This window comes from Stenotrophomonas sp. 82F1, from assembly GCF_056861525.1.
In genome coordinates, this window is the sequence record NZ_JBSPUD010000002.1 from 165,909 (window position 1) to 182,775 (window position 16,867).

Sequence of the window (16,867 nt, forward strand, 5' to 3'; positions counted from 1 at the left end):
CACGTCCCATTTGGAGGAGGTTCTTCGGGCCACCATCAGGCGACGGGGGTCTTGTCCGCTCGCACCTTGAACCAGATGGCATACATCGCCGGCAGGAACACCAGTGTCATGACGGTGCCTGCGATGGTGCCGCCGATCAGCGTGTAGGCAAGCGTTCCCCAGAACACCGAATGGGTCAGCGGAATGAACGCAAGCACCGCTGCCAGAGACGTGAGGATCACTGGGCGGGCGCGGTGAACTGTCGCCTCGATGATGGCGTGGAAGGTATCCATCCCCGCTTCTTCGTTCTCGTGGATCTGGCCGATGAGGATGAGCGTGTTGCGCATCAGGATGCCCGACAATGCGATCAATCCAACCAGCGCGTTGATGCCAAACGGCTGCTGGAACAGCAGCAGGGTCGGCACCACGCCGATCAGCCCCAACGGACTGGTCATGAAGACCATGATCATCGCGGAGATGGAACGTACCTGCAGGATGATGATCAGCAGGGTCACCGCCAGCATGATTGGGAACAGTGGCAGCATCGCGCTCATCGCCTTGCCCGATTCCTCGATGGAGCCGGCCTGGGTAATCGCGTAGCCCTCGGGCAGCGAGGCAATGAGCGGCGCAAGCTGCTTGCTGATCGCGGTGGATACATCCGGTGGCTGCAGTGCATCGTCAATGTCACCGCGCACGGTGATGGTGGGTACCCGATCGCGGCGGCGCAGCACCGGCTCTTCCATCCGAACCTCGATCGAGCCGATCTGCGACAGCGGCACACGCTGGCCAGCAGCACCGACGAGGGTGAAGTCTGCGATGCGCGCAGGATCCAACCGCGTTGCCCCACCAGATCGAGCGACAACCTCGACGGTGCGGATGTCCTCACGAACGGCAGTGACCGGCACGCCGCTCAGGAAGAACTGCAACTGCTGCGAGACGGACGCCGAGGTCATGCCCATGGCCTGCAAGCGGTCCTGATCCAGCGTGAAGTGCAGCGTTGGCGTGCGCACGCCCCAATCGGTGTTGACCGTGCGCATCATCGGGCTGGCGTGCATGGTCTGCTCCACCTTGGCCGCAATGCCACGGATGACATCCGTATCCGGACCGCTGACACGGTAGGCCACCGGATAGGGCGAGTAAGGCCCGAACACCAGCTGCGTCACACGCACACGCGCCTCTGGTGCCAATCCCTCAGCCACCGCCTGGCGCAGCCTTGCTTTCAAGGCATCGCGCTGTTCCTGGCTGTCGGTACGCACCACGATCTTGGCGAATGCCGGATCCGGTAGTTCCGGCGAGATGGCAAGATAGAACCGGGGAGCGCCCTGACCAATATAGGCCGTGACGATCTTCGATTCTTCCTGCTGCGAAAGCCACTTTTCGACCTTCCTGGTAGCCAGGCTGGTCTGTTCGATGGCGGTGCCGTAGGGCATCTGCACTTCGACCAGCACTTCCGGGCGATCGGAAATGGGGAAGAACTGCTTTTTCACCAACCCCATGCCCACCACAGCAAGCACGAACAGACCGATCACCGAACCTGCCGCAAGCCACTTGCGCGCGATCACGCGCGCCAGGATTGAACGGAAACGGTTGTAGCGCGGCGTGTCGTAGAGGCTGCTGTGCCCGCCTTCGACGGTCTTGAGTTCAGGGAGGAGCTTCACCCCGAGGTAAGGCGTAAAGAACACCGCGACCACCCACGACACGATCAGCGCAATGCCCACGATCCAGAACATGTTGCTGGTGTATTCGCCCGCAGTGGACCGGGCAAAGCCATTGGGCATGAAGCCCACCGCAGTGACCAGGGTGCCGGCCAGCATGGGCGCTGCCGTATGGCTCCACGCGTAGGCCGATGCCTTGACCCGGCTATAGCCCTCTTCCATCTTCACCACCATCATTTCGATGGCAATGATGGCGTCGTCCACCAGCAGACCGAGCGCCAGGATCAGCGAGCCGAGCGTGATGCGGTCAAAGTTCTTGCCGGTTGCAGCCATCACCATGAACACGGCAGCGAGGGTCAGCGGCACGGCCGCAGCCACCACGACACCCACCCGCCAGCCCATGCTGACAAAGCAGACCAGCATCACCACCAGCAGCGCGGCAAAGAACTTCATCATGAACTCGTCGACCGACGAGCTGATGTTCACGGCCTGATCGGTGACCTTGTCCAGCGCCATCCCGACAGGAAGCCCGTCATTGATCTTCCTGACTTCCGCGTCGAGTGAGGCGCCAAGATCCAGGCCATTCCAGCCGTCGCGCATGACGATGCCCAGCAGCATGGCTGGCTCGCCACCGTTGCGGATCATGAAGGTCGACGGGTCCTCATAGCCACGCTTGACGGTGGCGATGTCCCGTAATTTGAGGGTCCTGCCCTGTGCAACGATGGGTGTATCGCGGATCTTGTCCAGCTGATCGAGCGCGCCATCGAGGCGAATGAAGATCTGCGGGCCCTTGGCCTCGACCGAGCCTGCCGGGGTCAACGCGTTCTGTCCGTTCAGCGCCCCGAACACGTCCTGCGGTGTTATGCCCAGGTTCGACAGCCGTTCGTGTGACAGCTCCACATAGATGCGCTCGGACTGCTCACCAATGATGTTGACCTTCTTCACGCCAGGTACGTGCAGCAATCGCTGACGCAGCGTCTCGGCATCACGCGCGAGCAGGCGGAACGGTTCACCCTTCGCTTTCAGTGCGAAGAGAGCAAACGTGACATCCGCGTACTCGTCGTTGACCATCGGGCCGATCACGCCCGTGGGCAGATTTGCGGCTTCGTCAGCCATCTTCTTGCGCGCCTGGTAGAACTCCTCCTGTACCTCCGACGGTGGCGTGCCATCCTGCAATGTCAGCGTAGTGAAGGACAGGCCAGGCCGGGTGTAGGTTTCGCTGCGGTCATACCAGCGCAGTTCCTGCAGGCGCTTTTCCAGCTTCTCGGCGACCTGGTCCTGCATTTCTGTTGGCGTAGCGCCAGGCCAGGCCGTCACGATGGTCATGACCTTGACAGTGAACGCAGGGTCCTCAGCGCGGCCGAGCTGGAAGAAGGAAACGATGCCGGCAACGGAGACCAGAAAGATCAGGAAAACCGTGATGGCACGCTCGCGCACCGCAAGTGCCGACAGATTGAACCCACTCACTGGTGGGCTCCATTTGCAGCGGCGTTCCTGGCGGCGTCAGCGATGCGAACCACCTGCCCTTCGCTGAGTAGATGGGCGCCGAGGGCAGCCACGCGATCCGATGCTTTCAGGGCCCCCTCAACCACGACCCGGTCATCACCCAACTGCCTGACGGCGACCGGCGTCCAATGGGCTTTGAGCGGCTCACCACCGATCACCCAGACGCCGGGACCGGTACCAGGATCGAACAGCGCGCCCAACGGCACCGCGACGCCGGCCGACGCACCGGCAGGCGCTGCGCCTGCAAGTTCGACCGCCACCGTGGAACCCAGCGGCAGCGCCGTGCTGCCCTCTTCCAGGGTGTAGCGGGCTTCGAAGGTCCGGGTGGCGGGGTCGGCCGATTCCGAGAGCACGCGCAACCGTGCGGGGATCTTGCCGCTTGCCCCGAACGGGGACGCTGAGGCCACGGAGCCGATCTGGGGTCGCAGCGTCTCGGGCAACTGGACCACGGCCTCCCGACTGCCTGCACGGGCAAGCCGGGCAACGATCTGCCCCGCCGCCACGACCTGACCGGGCTCAGCGGAGATGGTCATGACCACTCCGTCGGCATCGGCGATGAGCGCCGTGTATTGACTGGCATTACGTGCAACCCGGGCTTGCGCGTCGGCCGCCTTGAGCTGTGCCGATGCTGCGTCCGCCGCCGCTTTGATCTGCTCGTAGGCCGACCGGGAAACGACGCCCTTGGCTGCCAGATCGCGGTATCGCGCTTCGTCTGCGGTGGCTTGCGCGCTTTGCGCTCGGGCCGCGATGACGGCCTGCTGCTGGGAGGCCGCTGCCAAATTCAGATCGACAGGATCAATCCGATAGAGCACGTCGCCGCGCTTTACCGTCTGCCCCGTCTCAACCAGGCGCTCGGTGACCTTGCCACCCACTCGAAAGGCCAGATCACTCTGTACGCGTGCAGCGACGGTTCCTGTGAACGTGCGCGCGCCTCCCGCCCCCGGTTGCACTTGGGCAATCCGGACGATGGGCGGAGCGGTCCGGGGATCGACGTCATCCGACTTTCCGCAGGCCACAAGGAACAACGGAGCAACACAGGAGAGGGCTGTGACTACAAAACGGCGACGCATGCGGCCTTCCGGAGTGGGGTATCCGGAGGCATTCTGTTCCTAGTGACTAATATAGTCAATAGTCACTACGGGCGTGACTCAAGGCTCCGGAGGACCAACTCCTGCAAGGCACTTGGCGCTTCTTTGTGCAGGGGCGCCAGGTGCGGCAGCGTCACCGGATTCAGATAAGGAAGCAGGACCTGGTAGACCGCACGACTGGTGTCCTCGAGCGGCGTCGTGCACTCAAATGCGCCGGAAGCGCGTCCATCCTTGATGATGTCTTCAACAAGCTGCCTGATGCGCCCTTCATACGCCTGCGCTGAAGGCCATTGATCCGTCGCGGCCGCAACGGCAATTTCATACAGGCGCCGATCCTGCAGAAACAGGCGAAGACCGGCCTCCACAATGACGGTGAACAACAACCGCAGCCTCTCGGCAGGCGCTTGCACGCCTTGCAGGGCCTGATGAACCTCGCTTTCGATCTGACTGAGGCAATTGGCGCAGATCACCTCGCCAATGGCCTGCTTGGAGGAAAAGAACTTGTAGACGTAGGCCTTCGAGAAACCGATGGCCTTGGCGAGGTCGGACACCGTGGTCTTGTCATAGCCGTAGTGGCTGAAATGCGCGGTGGCAGCCTCGATGATCTGGGTGCGCACGTCGTGCTCGGCGGGGCCGCGCCCGGCGTCGAGTGCTGCAGAGGTTGAAGTAGACATCGGGCAAGGGTAGCGCCGCGCGCTAACGCGGGCAAATGGTGACCGATCGGGTATCGGTCCACTATCGGCCCCAGAGTGACGGTTGACGGCCTCGGTCACCTGTCCAATACTCGGGGCGGCTCAGCTGGGCGATGACTCCGCAGCCGGGATGCGCGCTGCGCACCAGGGCCGAACCGTCTCATGCCGTGAGGAGCGCCTTCTGAATCAAGCATCTCCCCATCCGAATCGCCGCATCGACAGCTGCCTGTGGAGGGCAAGCAATGACCACAAAAACGACACTTGCGCTGGCCCTGCTTGGTGCATTGGCAGGCGCGACTGGTAATGCGCAGGCTGCTGCATTCCAGTTGAAGGAGAAAAGTGCAAAGGGCCTGGGCCGCGCTTTTGCGGGGTCGATCAGTGCGCCAGGCGACGCATCGGTGATAGCGGACAATCCGGCTGCCATGCGTCTTCTCGATGGGCGGCTGTTTCAAGCCGATGCAAGTGTTGTGAACTACACCGTGGACTTCAAAGGCGAAGGACGCGATGCCCTGGGACGTCCGCTCTCTGGAGGCGATGGCGGGGACGCGGGTGACACCAGCCCCATCCCTGCCCTCTATTTCAACACCCCATTGGGTGAGAAGGCCCACCTGGGGCTTTCACTGACGGCGCCATTTGGCTTCAAGACTGAGTACGAGAGCGACTGGGTCGGTCGCTACAACGGGATCAAGACGGAAATTAAATCGGTTGACCTGGGGATGTCGCTTTCCTACGACGTAAATCCTTATGTGTCCTTTGGCGCCTCCATTTTTGTCGAGCGCGTGGAAGCCAAGCTCTACGACGCTGTCGATTTTGGCGCCGTGCTCGCTGGCGCACGGGCGCCCGGCTTTTCTCCGGGAAGCGCAGATGGCTATACGCGCATTGACGCCGAGGATGACGCGGTTGGCTTCACCCTCGGCGGACTCTTCACGCCGGTAGAGGGAACCAACATCGGCATCGCATATCGGTCCAGGGTGGAACACAAGCTCAACGACGCAGAGGTACGCTTCGGGGTTCCAGCGACCGCCGCACCATTGTTGGCAGCAGCGCGTCCTGGCTGGTTTGTCGACACCAACGCAAGCACTGCGCTCAATCTTCCCGCCACGCTGACCGGCAGCATCAGCCACCAGGTCAACGACCGCTGGACGGTCATGGCCGATGTGACACGCACGGCATGGTCCAAGTTCGCCGAAATCAGGCTGGACTTCCACTCTGCTCAGCCCACCCGGGCTCTGGACTTCAGCTACCGGGATACAACGTTTGCTTCCATCGGCACGGAGTATCGCTATAGCCAGAAGCTAACGCTCCGCGCGGGCATCGCGACCGATCAGAGCCCTGTGACAGACGATATCCGTGATGTCCGCGTGCCAGACAGCAACCGCAAGTGGTTATCCCTGGGCGCTACGTATCGAGCCTCTGAGTCGGCTGAGTACAGCGTCGGCTACACGCATCTCTTCCTGGACAAGCCGGAAGTGTCGGTGACCTCGGCTACGGGCAGCAGCCTGCAGGGCGAGTACGACGTCGGCTCAGACATCGTGGCTTTTTCAGCTGCCTACTACTTCTAAAGCACCGGGCGGGTCCCCTCCCGCGTCCGTAGGCTGGCGGCGCAAGCCGCCAGCCGCCTTGGCAATCCCGATCACACAAGCGGATGCCAGGCCCTGTCGCCAACAAAGAAGCGGTTCGGAGTAAGCGCGGCAGCCAGACCGCTACTCGACTTCCAGTCGAACCACCAGCGGTCCCTCGGCACGAAGGGCCTGCAGACTTCCCTCGATACGTCCAAGCAGCACCAGCCCCTTCGAGTAACCGAACGGTCTGTGGAAGATCGCCAGGTTCCCCCACGGCGCGTAGAAGGCGATATCGCCAGCCAGTGGCGTGATCCCGTCCGGTTCGCCGGCAATGTTGAGGCGGCGCGGGAGCTGCGCGATCTTCTCCGTAGCAGCATAGTCCTCAAGCTGAAGGGTAATCGGCAACTGGGCGGCAAAGTCGCGTGCGGGAACGCTGTCCTCCAACGTGGCCGACAGTGTCTGGTCGTTGATGATCAGCCGGATCTTCATTGCAGGGACCTTCGGGTTGGGTGCGGTTTTCATGAGCGCAACGGCGTGCTGATTCTGCCCGGCAGAACATGCAGGCACCGCCGCGAATGCAAGGCAAAGCGAAAGCAGCTGCGCAATGATCTGCGCCGCGCGTCCCATCAGCCTCGGGCTTCCGCGGCAACCGCCGAGCCGGACGCGGATGCAGCATCGGCAGCCGTGACATGGGCAAGCAAGGCCGCGAGCAACAGCAGGCCTGCGCCGGCCAGGAACGTACTGGCGAAACCAGCGCTGTCCAACAGCAGGCCACCGAGGGTGGAACCCAACGCGATCGAGCACTGCACCACCGCTACCATCAGCCCGCCGCCCGCCTCAGCGTTGCGGGTGAACGTGCGCGCCAGCCAGCTCCACCAGCCCACCGGCGCAGCCGTGGCCAGCAGCCCCCATACCGAAAACAGTGCGGCAGTCGGCCAAAGGTGCGAACCCAGCGGCACCAGCGTTACGGCAATCACCGCCATCAGGATCGGGACAGCCACCAGCGTGCGGTAGAGGCCGCGCCTGATGAATACCCCGATCGCGAGCGTGCCCACAAAGCCGCTTGCACCCATGGCCAACAGCACCAGCGGAACCGCGGATTCCCCTGCACCCGTGACCTTCTCCAGGAACGGGCGCACATAGGTGAACACGGCAAACTGCCCCATGAAGAACGCGCCGCACGCCGCCATGCCCAGCATCACCACCCGCCGCCGCAACAGGGCCAGTACCCCGCCGTGGGATGGCCTTCCTTCTGCGGGCATGGAGGGAAGGCACCGCCACTGCCATGCCAGCGCGATGGCTGCCACAGGCAGAAGGCACAGGAACGCGCCGCGCCATCCGATCACGCCGCCAAGGTAACTGCCCAGTGGCGCGGCCACGACCGTCGCCAGCGCGTTGCCGCCATTGAAGATCGCCAGTGCTCGCGGCACCTGCGCTGCAGGCACCAGGCGCATGGCCGTGGCCGCAGACAACGACCAGAACCCACCGATCACCACGCCGATCAGCGCCCGGCCCATCATGTACATCGGGTAGCTGGAAGCCATCGCCACCACCACGCCCGACACCGCCATCACTGCGGTGAGCGTCAGCAGCAGCGTCTTCCGGTTGATGCTGCCGGCCAACCGGGAGATCGACAGGCTGGTCAGCACTGCGAAGGCGCCGGAGATGGCAATTCCATACCCGGCCAGCCCTTCGGACACACCGAGGTCAGCCGCCAGGGGCGTGAGCAGGCTCACCGGCATGAATTCGGAGGCGATCAGTGCGAACACGCATAGTGTCATCGCGAGCACACCGCCCCAGTTGGCCCGTTCGGCCGTCGCGTCGTTACTGCTCATTTCCCAGCGAGGCCTTGCTGGAAGAACGTCGCCAACCTGGCGAAGGGAATCAGGTCGGTGCGGTCATACAGGTCTACGTGGCCGGCATCTTTCACCCAGTAGAGTTCCTTCGGCTGGGCTGCCCTGCGGTACGCATCCTCGCTGAACTCACGGGAATGTGCATGGTCACCCGAGATGAACAACATCGGCCGCGGCGAGATGGCCTCGATATCGTTGAAAGGATAAAAGTTGACGAACTTGACCAGGCTGCTGAACAGCGGCTGGGTGGTTCGTTCGGGCTGCTCGCCTGCGGCTGCATAGGCACCGCGCGGCGTACGGTAGAAATCGAAGAACTCACGCTGCACGTCCGGCGTATCGGCATCCAGCGTATTCACGGTACCCGGCACATAGGCGGCCTGCCCACCGTTGAACTCAACCAGGCGCTGCTTCGTCGCCGCTTGGATCATCGCTTTGCGCTGTTCAAGCGACTGCGTGTTGTTCAACCCCTGGCGCACGGCGGCGCCCATGTCATACATGCTGACCGTCGCGATTGCCTTGATGCGTGGATCGATCTTCGCAGCGCTGATCACGAAACTGCCACTGCCGCAGATACCCAAGCCGCCAATTCGTTCCGGGTCCACGAACGACTGCGCGCTCAGGAAGTCCACCGCCGCGCTGATGTCATCCGAATAGATCTCCGGCGACACCAGGTGCCGAGGCGTACCGGCGCTTTCACCCCAGAAGGACAGGTCGATCGCCAGTGTAACGAAGCCCTGCTCAGCCAGCTTCTGCGCGTACAACTGTGAACTCTGCTCCTTCACTGCGCCCATCGGATGACCGACTACCACGGCTGGCGCGCGGGCACCCCGCACCTGGCCCTGAGGCCGGTACAGCATTCCGACCACCTCCATCTGGTACTGGTTGCGGAAGCTGACGCGCTCGCCCTTTACGCTGGCGCTTCTGTAGAAATTGTCGGCGCCGGCGGTTCTTGCGGCGACCGGTGCCTCGGCGGCCACGGCCGACTGCGGAACGAAATGGCTGGCAATCAGTGCCAGCAGCAGCGTGGTGGGTTTCATGTGCGGACGGCCTCAGTGGGAACTCAGGTCGCCACGATAGACGGCGCCTGCTACCGCGATAAGCCGGCTGAAAGTTGATGCATTACTGAGTTGAGCTCACAATTGACCCATGAGCAGCGTGAAGACCAACGACCTGCAGGCCTTCCTGGTGGTGGCCCAGGAGCAGAGCTTCACCAAGGCAGCTGTTCGCCTGGGGGTGACACCCTCGGCGCTCAGCCACTCCATGCGGCTGTTGGAGAAGCGCCTGGGCATCCGGCTGCTGGCCCGGACCACGCGCAACGTCTCCCCGACCGAGGCGGGCGAGCGCCTGATGCGCTCCATCGCACCGCACTTCGAGGCCATCGGCGCCAGTGTGGAGGCATTGGGGGATCTGCGCGATCGCCCGGCCGGAACCCTGCGGATCTCCTGCACGGACGATTCGATGGAGACCATCATCCGCCCTCGCCTTGCCGGATTCCTCGCCGAGTATCCGGACATCACACTGGAGCTCTACGTTGATTACGGCTTCACCAACGTGGTGGAACAGCGCTTCGACGCCGGCATCCGGCTGGGTGAGGCGCTCAGCAAGGACATGATCGCGGTCAGGGTCGGGCCGGATTGGCGGCTGGTGGTGGTGGGATCGCCCGACTACTTCCAGAAGCATGCCAAGCCAAGGAAGCCCGCCGATATCACCCAGCATCGCTGCGTGCACATCCGGCATCGCCCGAATGGCGCCATCTATGCGTGGGAGTTCGAGGAGAAGGGCAAGGAGTTCACCGTGCGCGGCGACGGACCACTGGTGTTCAACAGCATGATCCACGTGATCAATGCCGCCCTGGACGGCCTGGGCCTGGCGTACGTGCCTGAGCCGATGGTGGCCGATCACATTGCCGAGGGCCGGCTGCTTGCCGTGCTCGACAAATGGTGCGTGCCTTTTCCGGGCTATCACCTGTACTACCCGAACCGCCGGCAGCCCTCGCCGGCATTTTCGGCGCTGGTGGGCTGGCTGAAGCGGGACGCTTAAGGTCCGCGGTGGTGCCAGGACGGACTGAAGCACGGCGGCCTGCATCGCGCGCGCCGGCTGACGGCCCAGACGCACGCGCGCAGGCGCGACTCAGCGATCGGGCGCATCCGACAGGCGCGCGATGACGGCCGCCCGGCACGCATCCAGGATTTCGTCCGCCAGCGGCGAATCATCCGGACAGGACCTGGACAGCACCACCGCGCCCACGGCCATGGCCATCAGGGCTATCCGGCGCGCACGCGCCTCCGGGCTGGCGTGCTCGCTCGACGGATCATCCTCGCCGGCAGGGCGCCCTACCTGGGCTTCAATGCCGGCGGCAAAGGCTGCCTTGACCGTTGCCGGCTGGCGCGCGGCGTCTGCACTCAACGCGGCCATCGTGCAGCCGTGGCCTGGGTCATCCCGATGCTCCCGGGAAAGGTAGTAGCCAAGAAATCCCGCCAGATCCATGCCCGCTGCGGCGTCGGCAGATTGCGCCAGGCCGCAGAGGGAGGCTTCGGCCATGAGGTCGGTCTTGGAGCCGAAGTGTTTGTAGAAGCCACCGTGGGTAAAGCCTGCAGCCGCCATCAGGTCTGCGACGCCTACACCGTCGTAGCCCCGCTCCCTGAAGAGCGTGGATGCGGTTTCGACAATGTGCGCCCGGTTGGCCTGCGCTTGTGCCTTGGTGACCTTCATGACCCGATGCCCCAGGGGCTGTGCTGCGGAAGGACGGCAGTCTAGCACGTATTGATTACGTTCATCATCAAACCATTGACATCATGGATTACGGTCATCATCATTGCGGCAACGACCAGCAGCCCCACATCACATGACGACCACGACACTGTTCCAACCCTACCCCCTTGGCCCGCTGACGCTGGCCAACCGTATCGTGATGGCACCGCTGACGCGCAACCGCGCCGATGCCGGCCTGGTGCCCAGCCCACTGGCATCCACCTACTACGCCCAGCGGGCCTCGGCCGGCCTGATCATCACCGAGGCCACCCAGATCTCGGCCCAGGCCCAGGGCTACCAGGACACGCCCGGGCTCTACACGCAGGATCAGATCGACGGCTGGCGCCAGGTCACCGACGCCGTGCACGCACGTGGCGGGCACATCTTCGTGCAGCTCTGGCACGTGGGCCGCATCTCGCACGTGGATCTGCAGCCCGGCCACGCCGCACCCGTCTCCGCCTCCGCCATCCGTGCGCAGACCAAGACGTTCGTGCACAACGGCTTTGTTGATGTGTCCGAGCCGCGCGCATTGGAGATCGACGAACTGCCGGCCATCGTCAACGACTTCCGCCAGGCCGCCGCCAATGCCATCGCCGCCGGCTTCGATGGGGTCGAAATCCACGGTGCGAACGGCTACCTGCTGGAACAGTTCATCAAGGACGGCGCCAACCAGCGCACCGATGCGTACGGCGGCTCGGTCGAGAACCGCGCGCGCCTGCTGCTGGACGTCACCGCCGCCGTGGCGCAGGAGATCGGCGCCGATCGTACCGGTGTGCGCATCTCGCCGGTTTCTCCGGCCAACGCGATTTCCACCGTCAGCGACCCGCAGCCGCAGTACGACTACATCGTTGATCAGCTCAGCGCTCTGGGCATCGTGTACCTGCACGTGGTGGAAGGTGCTACCGGTGGCCCGCGCGACGTAGCGCCGTTCGACTTTGACAGCCTGCGCCGGCGTTTCACCGGCACCTACCTGGCCAACAATGGCTACGACCTCGAACTGGCCAACGCACGGCTTGCCGCTGGCAAAGCAGACCTGGTCGCGTTTGGCCGTGCCTTCATCAGCAATCCCGATCTGGTCGAACGCCTGAAAACCGGCGCGCCGTTGAACGCGTTGAATCCAGCGACGTTGTACGGCGGCGGTGCGGAGGGTTACACCGACTACCCCGCATTGACCGATACGGCGCCGCAGTAACCCGTTCGACAGCGCCACGCTGCACACCCCGTTCGCCCCTTCCAATTCCAAGAGACACACCATGAGCCAGCTTCCCATCGTCCTCATCACCGGCGCCTCCAGCGGCATCGGCACCGTTTACGCCGAACGCTTCGCACGCCGCGGACACGACCTGGTGCTGGTTGCGCGCGACAGGACGCGTCTGGAAACACTGGCCGCGCGCCTGCGCCAGGACACCGGGGTCGCCGTAGACGTCCTGCCGGCCGATCTCACCCAGCGCAGCGATCTGGCCGCCGTGGAAGCCCGCCTGCGTGACGATGCCCGTATCGGCATCCTGATCAACAACGCAGGCATCGCCCAGTCCGGTGGCTTCACCGCGCAATCGGCCGACAGCATCGACCAACTGGTAACACTGAACACCCTCGCCCTGACGCGCCTGGCCGCTGCCATTGCACCGCGATTGGCCACCGCCGGCGAAGGCGCGATCGTCAACATCGGCTCGGTAGTCGGCCTGGCACCGGAGCTTGGCATGACCGTCTACGGCGCGACCAAAGCCTTCGTGCTGTTCCTGTCGCAGGGCCTGAGCCTGGAACTGTCGCCCAAGGGCGTCTACGTGCAGGCCGTCCTGCCGGCGGCCACCCGCACCGAGATCTGGGAGCGTGCCGGCATCGACATCAACACGCTGCCCGAAGTGATGGACGTTGGCGAACTGGTCGATGCCGCGCTGGTCGGCTTTGATCGCCGCGAACCGGTGACCATTCCGCCGCTGCATGTGGCCGAACGCTGGGACACGCTGGAGGCATCGCGCCAGGGCCTGCTCTCGGATCTCCGCCAGGCGCAGGCAGCGGAGCGCTACCGCGCATGAAAGCCTTCCTCATCGACCGGTATGGCAAGAAGGAAACGGGGCGCATCGGAGAGGTACCAACGCCACCGCTGCGCGACGGCGATGTACTCATCCGCGTGCACGCGGCCAGCGTCAACGCGCTGGACACGAAGATCCGGCGTGGCGAGTTCAAGGCGGTCCTGCCGTATCGCCTGCCGCTGATCCTGGGCAACGACCTGGCCGGTACGGTGGAGCGTGTGGGCGCGGGCGTTTCCCAGTTCAAGCCGGGCGATGAGGTATATGCACGTCCCGACGATGATCGCATCGGCACGTTCGCCGGGTTCATCGCGCTCAACGCGGGCTCTGTGGCGCCAAAGCCCGGCAACCTCAGCATGGTGGAGGTCGCCTCGCTGCCGCTGGTCGCACTGACCGCGTGGCAGACGCTTGTGGAAACCGCACAGCTGAAGCCAGGACAGAAGGTGTTCATCCAGGCCGGCTCCGGCGGCGTCGGCACCGTGGCCATCCAACTGGCCAAGCATCTGGGAGCCTTCGTGGCGACCACGACCAGCACGGCCAACGTCGCGTGGGTGAAGGCGCTGGGCGCGGATGTCGTCATCGATTACAGGCAGCAGGACGTCGCCTCCGAACTCCGCGACTACGATGTGGTGCTCAACAGCCTGGGTAAAGAGGAGCTGGAGCGCTCTCTGCAGATCCTCAAGCCGGGCGGACATCTCATCTCCATCTCCGGGCCACCGACGCCGGCCTTTGCCGCCGCGCGCGGGCTCGGCTGGCCGCTCAAGCAGGTCCTGCGCCTGCTCAGCCGTGGCATCCGCAGCAAGGCCAGGCAGAAAGGCGTGACCTACACCTTTGTCTTCATGCGCGCCGACGGGCAGCAGTTGCGCGGGATCACCCCGCTGGTCGAGTCCGGTGTGATCCGCCCGGTCATTGACCGGGTGTTTCCGTTCCAGGACACCCAAGGCGCGTTGGCTTATGTGGAGAGCGGGCGGGCAAAGGGCAAGGTTGTTGTCGAGTTGCCGTAGATTCTGACGAAGTCAGGCATCGCGGGTGGGTGGACACTCGATACCCTTGAAAGCGCGTTGCCCCCGCGCGTGTGCGACTCCGGCCGGAAGCGGACATCCGAGTGGTACTGGCTTCGCAACTAATCCGCCCGCATGGCGACGTAGGTGCTGTTCCCGCGCTTCAGCGAAAAGCTGCCTGGCCTCGTGCTGCCTGCCTGCTGGAATTCGACCGTCATGTCCTGTGCGGTCATGAAGAACCGGGTCTTTGACTCCGCAAACAGCTGCATCGGCCGCTTGCTGAACAGTTCGCTCTGGAGATACAGGCGGTCTCCTTCGGCAATGATCTGCGCAGGCTTGCCCACCAGAGTGTAGTCGCCCGCATACGTCGCGTTGGCCGCTGGGTCGGCTGCCAACGCAGCTTTCTCGATGATCTGGAACTCCGGCCAGCCATACTCTGCCGCCACGCTGACAAGAATCTCATCGATCAGAGCAGCGCCGTTATCGCTATTGGTCATGACCACCACGCCCTGCCCGGTGTGGGTGTAGCCATACAGCTGCGAGCGGAACCCATCCGTACCTCCCGAGTGGGAAAAGCTGCTGCCCGCGCCAAGCTCTTCAACGTACAGCCCGAGGCCGTACTCACCCAGACCCCGGCTCAGCATTGTGGAGGTCATCGCACTGGACAGCACCTTTCCGGGCTTTCCGGACTGCGCCTGCTGGATGTCGACGACCACCTTGGCCAGATCCGCTGGAGTGCTCCAGAGCGCGGCTGCTGCCGACTGCGGATAGACGTGCCAACCGCCGGCGAGGGGCGTTCCGTTGCTGTCATGGCCCGTTGCGGCCCGCGCCTGCCATGCTGGCGGCAGTGTCATGGCGAACGTACTGTCGTCCATGTCCAGCGGTCCGAGGACCAACGCCTGCATCAACTCGGGGAATGGCTTCCCGCCGGATTCGGTCATCATCAGCTGGACAACGCTGTAGCCACCCCCGGAGTACTTCCAACCGGTGCCGGGCCTGGCCTCCACACGAACCGCCTCGGAGTTCGCTGGCGCCACGCCATCCAGCACCTGCAGCAGCGACGGTACCCGTTGGCCCTTTGCGTAGCCGTAGAAGCCATGGACGTTGATGCCGGCACTGTGGTTGAGCAGACCGCGTAGCGTGACGGGGCTTTGCCGGGTGAACGCGTTCTCCGGAATCTTCCAGCTGCTGAGCTGACCGTTCGCAGGATCGTCCAGCGACAGCTTGCCCTGCTCAACCAGGCGCAGCGCGCCCAGTGCACTGACAGGCTTGCTGATTGAGCCAGCCTGAAACAGGCTTGCAGGTGTGACCGCGCGTTGACCGGTCGTATCGAGCACGCCGTAGCTCCGCGTCCATTCGACATGCCCATCGTTGATGAGCGCAATGCTGACCGCTGGAACAGCGTGGAAGACCATGCGTGTGGCAATCGACGCCTTTTGGCCGGTGGCGCCCTTGACGATTACGCGACTGGAAAGACCCTGCTCCACCCGGGCAATCCGGGACTGGATTGCAGGTGAAACCTCCTGCGCAGGGGCCGATGGAACCACGAACATCAGCACGATCGATGCAACGCTGAGACTGGTGCGGAGCAACAGGCGCTGTCCGATCTCTGCAGGCGCGACGACATCAGGCATCGTGGTCTCCAAGGTGGAGCGTGCCCCCGCCAAGGGAGATCGCTTTGGGTCGAAAGCAGGCATCGAGGATCTGGACCTCCAGCGGGACGATCAGCCGGAAAGGCCTGGCTGGGTGGGCGCGTCGCTGCCAACGTCCTGATCAAGCAGGCAATCAATGAAAGCACGCAGTGCCGGCAGCATGTGACGCCGGCTGGAATAGTAGAGGAAGAGGCCGGGCACCGTCGGCGACCAATCGGCAAGTACGCGTTTGAGCCGTCCATCGCGCAGGGCGTCCGCTATGTCACTGTCATTGTAGGCGTACAGGATTCCAAGTCCCTGCAGCGCGGCGGGCACGATGATGTCCTGATGGTTCGAGATCACCTTTCCATCACCGAAGAACTCGATCGCCTTTTCCTTCTTCTTGAACGGCCAGCCCGCGACCTTGCCGCTGCCCGGAAAGCGCCAGTTGATACAGGCGTGGCGGCTCAGATCCGCCGGCGTCCTGGGTGTGCCATGCCGGGCAAGATATTCGGGCGAAGCTACGGCAAGCAGCTCGAAATCTGGAGTCAGCCGGACCGCCACCATGTCATTCTGCAGCCGCCCACCTACCCGTATGCCGGCATCGAATCCCTCTCCCGCGATGTCGCTGAGGCCATCATCTATCACGATATCGAGAACGACATCGGGGTTGGCCTGCGCGAAACGTCCCAACCGTGGCGCGAGCACGCGCTTGGCGCCCATGCTCAGGGTGTTGATACGCAGGGTTCCCGCCGCACGCGCACTCGCGCCCATTGCCTGCGCCACGGCTTCGTCCATCTCGCGAAGCATGGGGGCCATGCGCTCATGCAGCCGCCGACCGGGCTCGGTCGGCGAGACGCTGCGTGTGGTGCGGTTCAACAGGCGCACGCGCAGCCGGGCTTCCAACTGGCGGATGATCTGACTGAGGGCCGACCGTGACAGGCCCAGATGATCGGCAGCCCGCGCGAAGCTGCCGCGCTCGACCACGGCCACAAAGGCCTTGAGTTCCGCAAATTCGGAGCCGCGCATTGTGCACTGATTCCTACATGGCCTGATCGGATAATAGGTGATTCTCTAACCGCAGGAAACCAATCAATCTAGCTCCGTACACCCCAAACG

General features: G+C 63.8%; 14 protein-coding genes. 5 read left to right on the top strand and 9 right to left on the bottom strand.

Going from position 1 to position 16,867, the window contains the following annotated elements:
• Positions 1–35 precede the first annotated feature (35 nt).
• The 3 genes from AC13GI_RS03145 to AC13GI_RS03155 all read right to left on the bottom strand — a co-directional run bounded on the left by AC13GI_RS03145 (position 36) and on the right by AC13GI_RS03155 (position 4,902).
• The gene (locus AC13GI_RS03145; protein ID WP_482995462.1) at positions 36–3,101 is read right to left on the bottom strand and encodes an efflux RND transporter permease subunit; all 3,066 of its coding nucleotides are present in this window, start codon (positions 3,099–3,101) and stop codon (positions 36–38) included.
• The gene (locus tag AC13GI_RS03150) at positions 3,098–4,210 is read right to left on the bottom strand and encodes an efflux RND transporter periplasmic adaptor subunit (protein ID WP_482995463.1); all 1,113 of its coding nucleotides are present in this window, start codon (positions 4,208–4,210) and stop codon (positions 3,098–3,100) included. The genes AC13GI_RS03145 and AC13GI_RS03150 overlap by 4 nt, the downstream gene beginning before the upstream one ends.
• Positions 4,211–4,275: 65 nt before the next feature.
• Complete coding sequence (locus tag AC13GI_RS03155) at positions 4,276–4,902, bottom strand: TetR/AcrR family transcriptional regulator (RefSeq protein WP_099818488.1); 627 nt, start codon at positions 4,900–4,902, stop codon at positions 4,276–4,278.
• Between the two features lie 260 nt (positions 4,903–5,162).
• On the opposite strand from AC13GI_RS03155, the gene AC13GI_RS03160 reads away from it, so the two are divergent.
• Positions 5,163–6,482: an outer membrane protein transport protein gene (locus AC13GI_RS03160; RefSeq protein ID WP_099818489.1), complete on the top strand. Its 1,320-nt coding sequence runs from the start codon at positions 5,163–5,165 to the stop codon at positions 6,480–6,482.
• A 141-nt stretch (positions 6,483–6,623) separates the two neighbouring features.
• Here AC13GI_RS03160 and AC13GI_RS03165 read toward each other — a convergent pair whose 3' ends face one another.
• Genes AC13GI_RS03165 through AC13GI_RS03175 form a run of 3 tightly spaced genes read right to left on the bottom strand, consistent with a single transcriptional unit; the run spans position 6,624 to position 9,372 of the window.
• Positions 6,624–7,109 (bottom strand): cyclophilin-like fold protein, encoded by a 486-nt coding sequence (locus AC13GI_RS03165; RefSeq protein ID WP_482995464.1) that lies wholly within the window; start codon positions 7,107–7,109, stop codon positions 6,624–6,626.
• Positions 7,109–8,317, bottom strand: coding sequence for an MFS transporter (locus AC13GI_RS03170; RefSeq protein WP_482995465.1), 1,209 nt, complete (start codon positions 8,315–8,317; stop codon positions 7,109–7,111). Before AC13GI_RS03170 ends, AC13GI_RS03165 begins: the two co-directional genes overlap by 1 nt.
• A complete protein-coding gene (locus tag AC13GI_RS03175) occupies positions 8,314–9,372 on the bottom strand; it encodes an alpha/beta hydrolase (RefSeq protein WP_482995466.1) in 1,059 nt (352 codons plus the stop codon). The genes AC13GI_RS03170 and AC13GI_RS03175 overlap by 4 nt, the downstream gene beginning before the upstream one ends.
• Positions 9,373–9,481: 109 nt before the next feature.
• Here AC13GI_RS03175 and AC13GI_RS03180 point away from each other — a divergent pair, with 109 nt between their 5' ends.
• Positions 9,482–10,375 carry a LysR family transcriptional regulator gene (locus AC13GI_RS03180; RefSeq protein WP_482995467.1) on the top strand — a complete coding sequence of 298 codons (894 nt, stop codon included), beginning with the start codon at positions 9,482–9,484 and terminating at the stop codon, positions 10,373–10,375.
• Positions 10,376–10,465: 90 nt separating this feature from the next.
• Here the strand turns inward: AC13GI_RS03180 and AC13GI_RS03185 are convergent, their stop codons facing one another.
• On the bottom strand, positions 10,466–11,047 hold the full coding sequence (locus AC13GI_RS03185; RefSeq protein WP_482995468.1) for a TetR/AcrR family transcriptional regulator: 582 nt from the start codon (positions 11,045–11,047) through the stop codon (positions 10,466–10,468).
• 133 nt (positions 11,048–11,180) lie between these two features.
• Here AC13GI_RS03185 and AC13GI_RS03190 point away from each other — a divergent pair, with 133 nt between their 5' ends.
• The 3 genes from AC13GI_RS03190 (at position 11,181) to AC13GI_RS03200 (ending at position 14,120) form a co-directional block, all read left to right on the top strand.
• A complete protein-coding gene (locus tag AC13GI_RS03190) occupies positions 11,181–12,278 on the top strand; it encodes an alkene reductase (protein ID WP_482995469.1) in 1,098 nt (365 codons plus the stop codon).
• A gap of 61 nt (positions 12,279–12,339) precedes the next feature.
• Positions 12,340–13,122, top strand: coding sequence for an SDR family NAD(P)-dependent oxidoreductase (locus tag AC13GI_RS03195; RefSeq protein ID WP_099818495.1), 783 nt, complete (start codon positions 12,340–12,342; stop codon positions 13,120–13,122).
• Positions 13,119–14,120 (top strand): NADP-dependent oxidoreductase, encoded by a 1,002-nt coding sequence (locus tag AC13GI_RS03200; protein WP_482995470.1) that lies wholly within the window; start codon positions 13,119–13,121, stop codon positions 14,118–14,120. Before AC13GI_RS03195 ends, AC13GI_RS03200 begins: the two co-directional genes overlap by 4 nt.
• A gap of 119 nt (positions 14,121–14,239) precedes the next feature.
• Here AC13GI_RS03200 and AC13GI_RS03205 read toward each other — a convergent pair whose 3' ends face one another.
• Positions 14,240–15,751, bottom strand: a complete 1,512-nt coding sequence (locus tag AC13GI_RS03205) for a serine hydrolase domain-containing protein (protein ID WP_482995471.1) — start codon at positions 15,749–15,751, stop codon at positions 14,240–14,242.
• 90 nt (positions 15,752–15,841) lie between these two features.
• Positions 15,842–16,777, bottom strand: coding sequence for a LysR family transcriptional regulator (locus AC13GI_RS03210; RefSeq protein WP_482995472.1), 936 nt, complete (start codon positions 16,775–16,777; stop codon positions 15,842–15,844).
• Positions 16,778–16,867 lie beyond the last annotated feature (90 nt).

Excerpts from the sequence above, each read along its gene's own strand:
- AC13GI_RS03150 (WP_482995463.1), bottom strand. The coding sequence starts at position 4,210 with ATGCGTCGCCGTTTTGTAGTCACAGCCCTCTCCTGTGTTGCTCCGTTG.
- AC13GI_RS03155 (WP_099818488.1), bottom strand. The coding sequence starts at position 4,902 with ATGTCTACTTCAACCTCTGCAGCACTCGACGCCGGGCGCGGCCCCGCC.
- AC13GI_RS03160 (WP_099818489.1), top strand. The coding sequence starts at position 5,163 with ATGACCACAAAAACGACACTTGCGCTGGCCCTGCTTGGTGCATTGGCA.
- AC13GI_RS03165 (WP_482995464.1), bottom strand. The coding sequence starts at position 7,109 with ATGGGACGCGCGGCGCAGATCATTGCGCAGCTGCTTTCGCTTTGCCTT.
- AC13GI_RS03170 (WP_482995465.1), bottom strand. The coding sequence starts at position 8,317 with ATGAGCAGTAACGACGCGACGGCCGAACGGGCCAACTGGGGCGGTGTG.
- AC13GI_RS03175 (WP_482995466.1), bottom strand. The coding sequence starts at position 9,372 with ATGAAACCCACCACGCTGCTGCTGGCACTGATTGCCAGCCATTTCGTT.
- AC13GI_RS03180 (WP_482995467.1), top strand. The coding sequence starts at position 9,482 with ATGAGCAGCGTGAAGACCAACGACCTGCAGGCCTTCCTGGTGGTGGCC.
- AC13GI_RS03185 (WP_482995468.1), bottom strand. The coding sequence starts at position 11,047 with ATGAAGGTCACCAAGGCACAAGCGCAGGCCAACCGGGCGCACATTGTC.
- AC13GI_RS03190 (WP_482995469.1), top strand. The coding sequence starts at position 11,181 with ATGACGACCACGACACTGTTCCAACCCTACCCCCTTGGCCCGCTGACG.
- AC13GI_RS03195 (WP_099818495.1), top strand. The coding sequence starts at position 12,340 with ATGAGCCAGCTTCCCATCGTCCTCATCACCGGCGCCTCCAGCGGCATC.
- AC13GI_RS03200 (WP_482995470.1), top strand. The coding sequence starts at position 13,119 with ATGAAAGCCTTCCTCATCGACCGGTATGGCAAGAAGGAAACGGGGCGC.
- AC13GI_RS03205 (WP_482995471.1), bottom strand. The coding sequence starts at position 15,751 with ATGCCTGATGTCGTCGCGCCTGCAGAGATCGGACAGCGCCTGTTGCTC.
- AC13GI_RS03210 (WP_482995472.1), bottom strand. The coding sequence starts at position 16,777 with ATGCGCGGCTCCGAATTTGCGGAACTCAAGGCCTTTGTGGCCGTGGTC.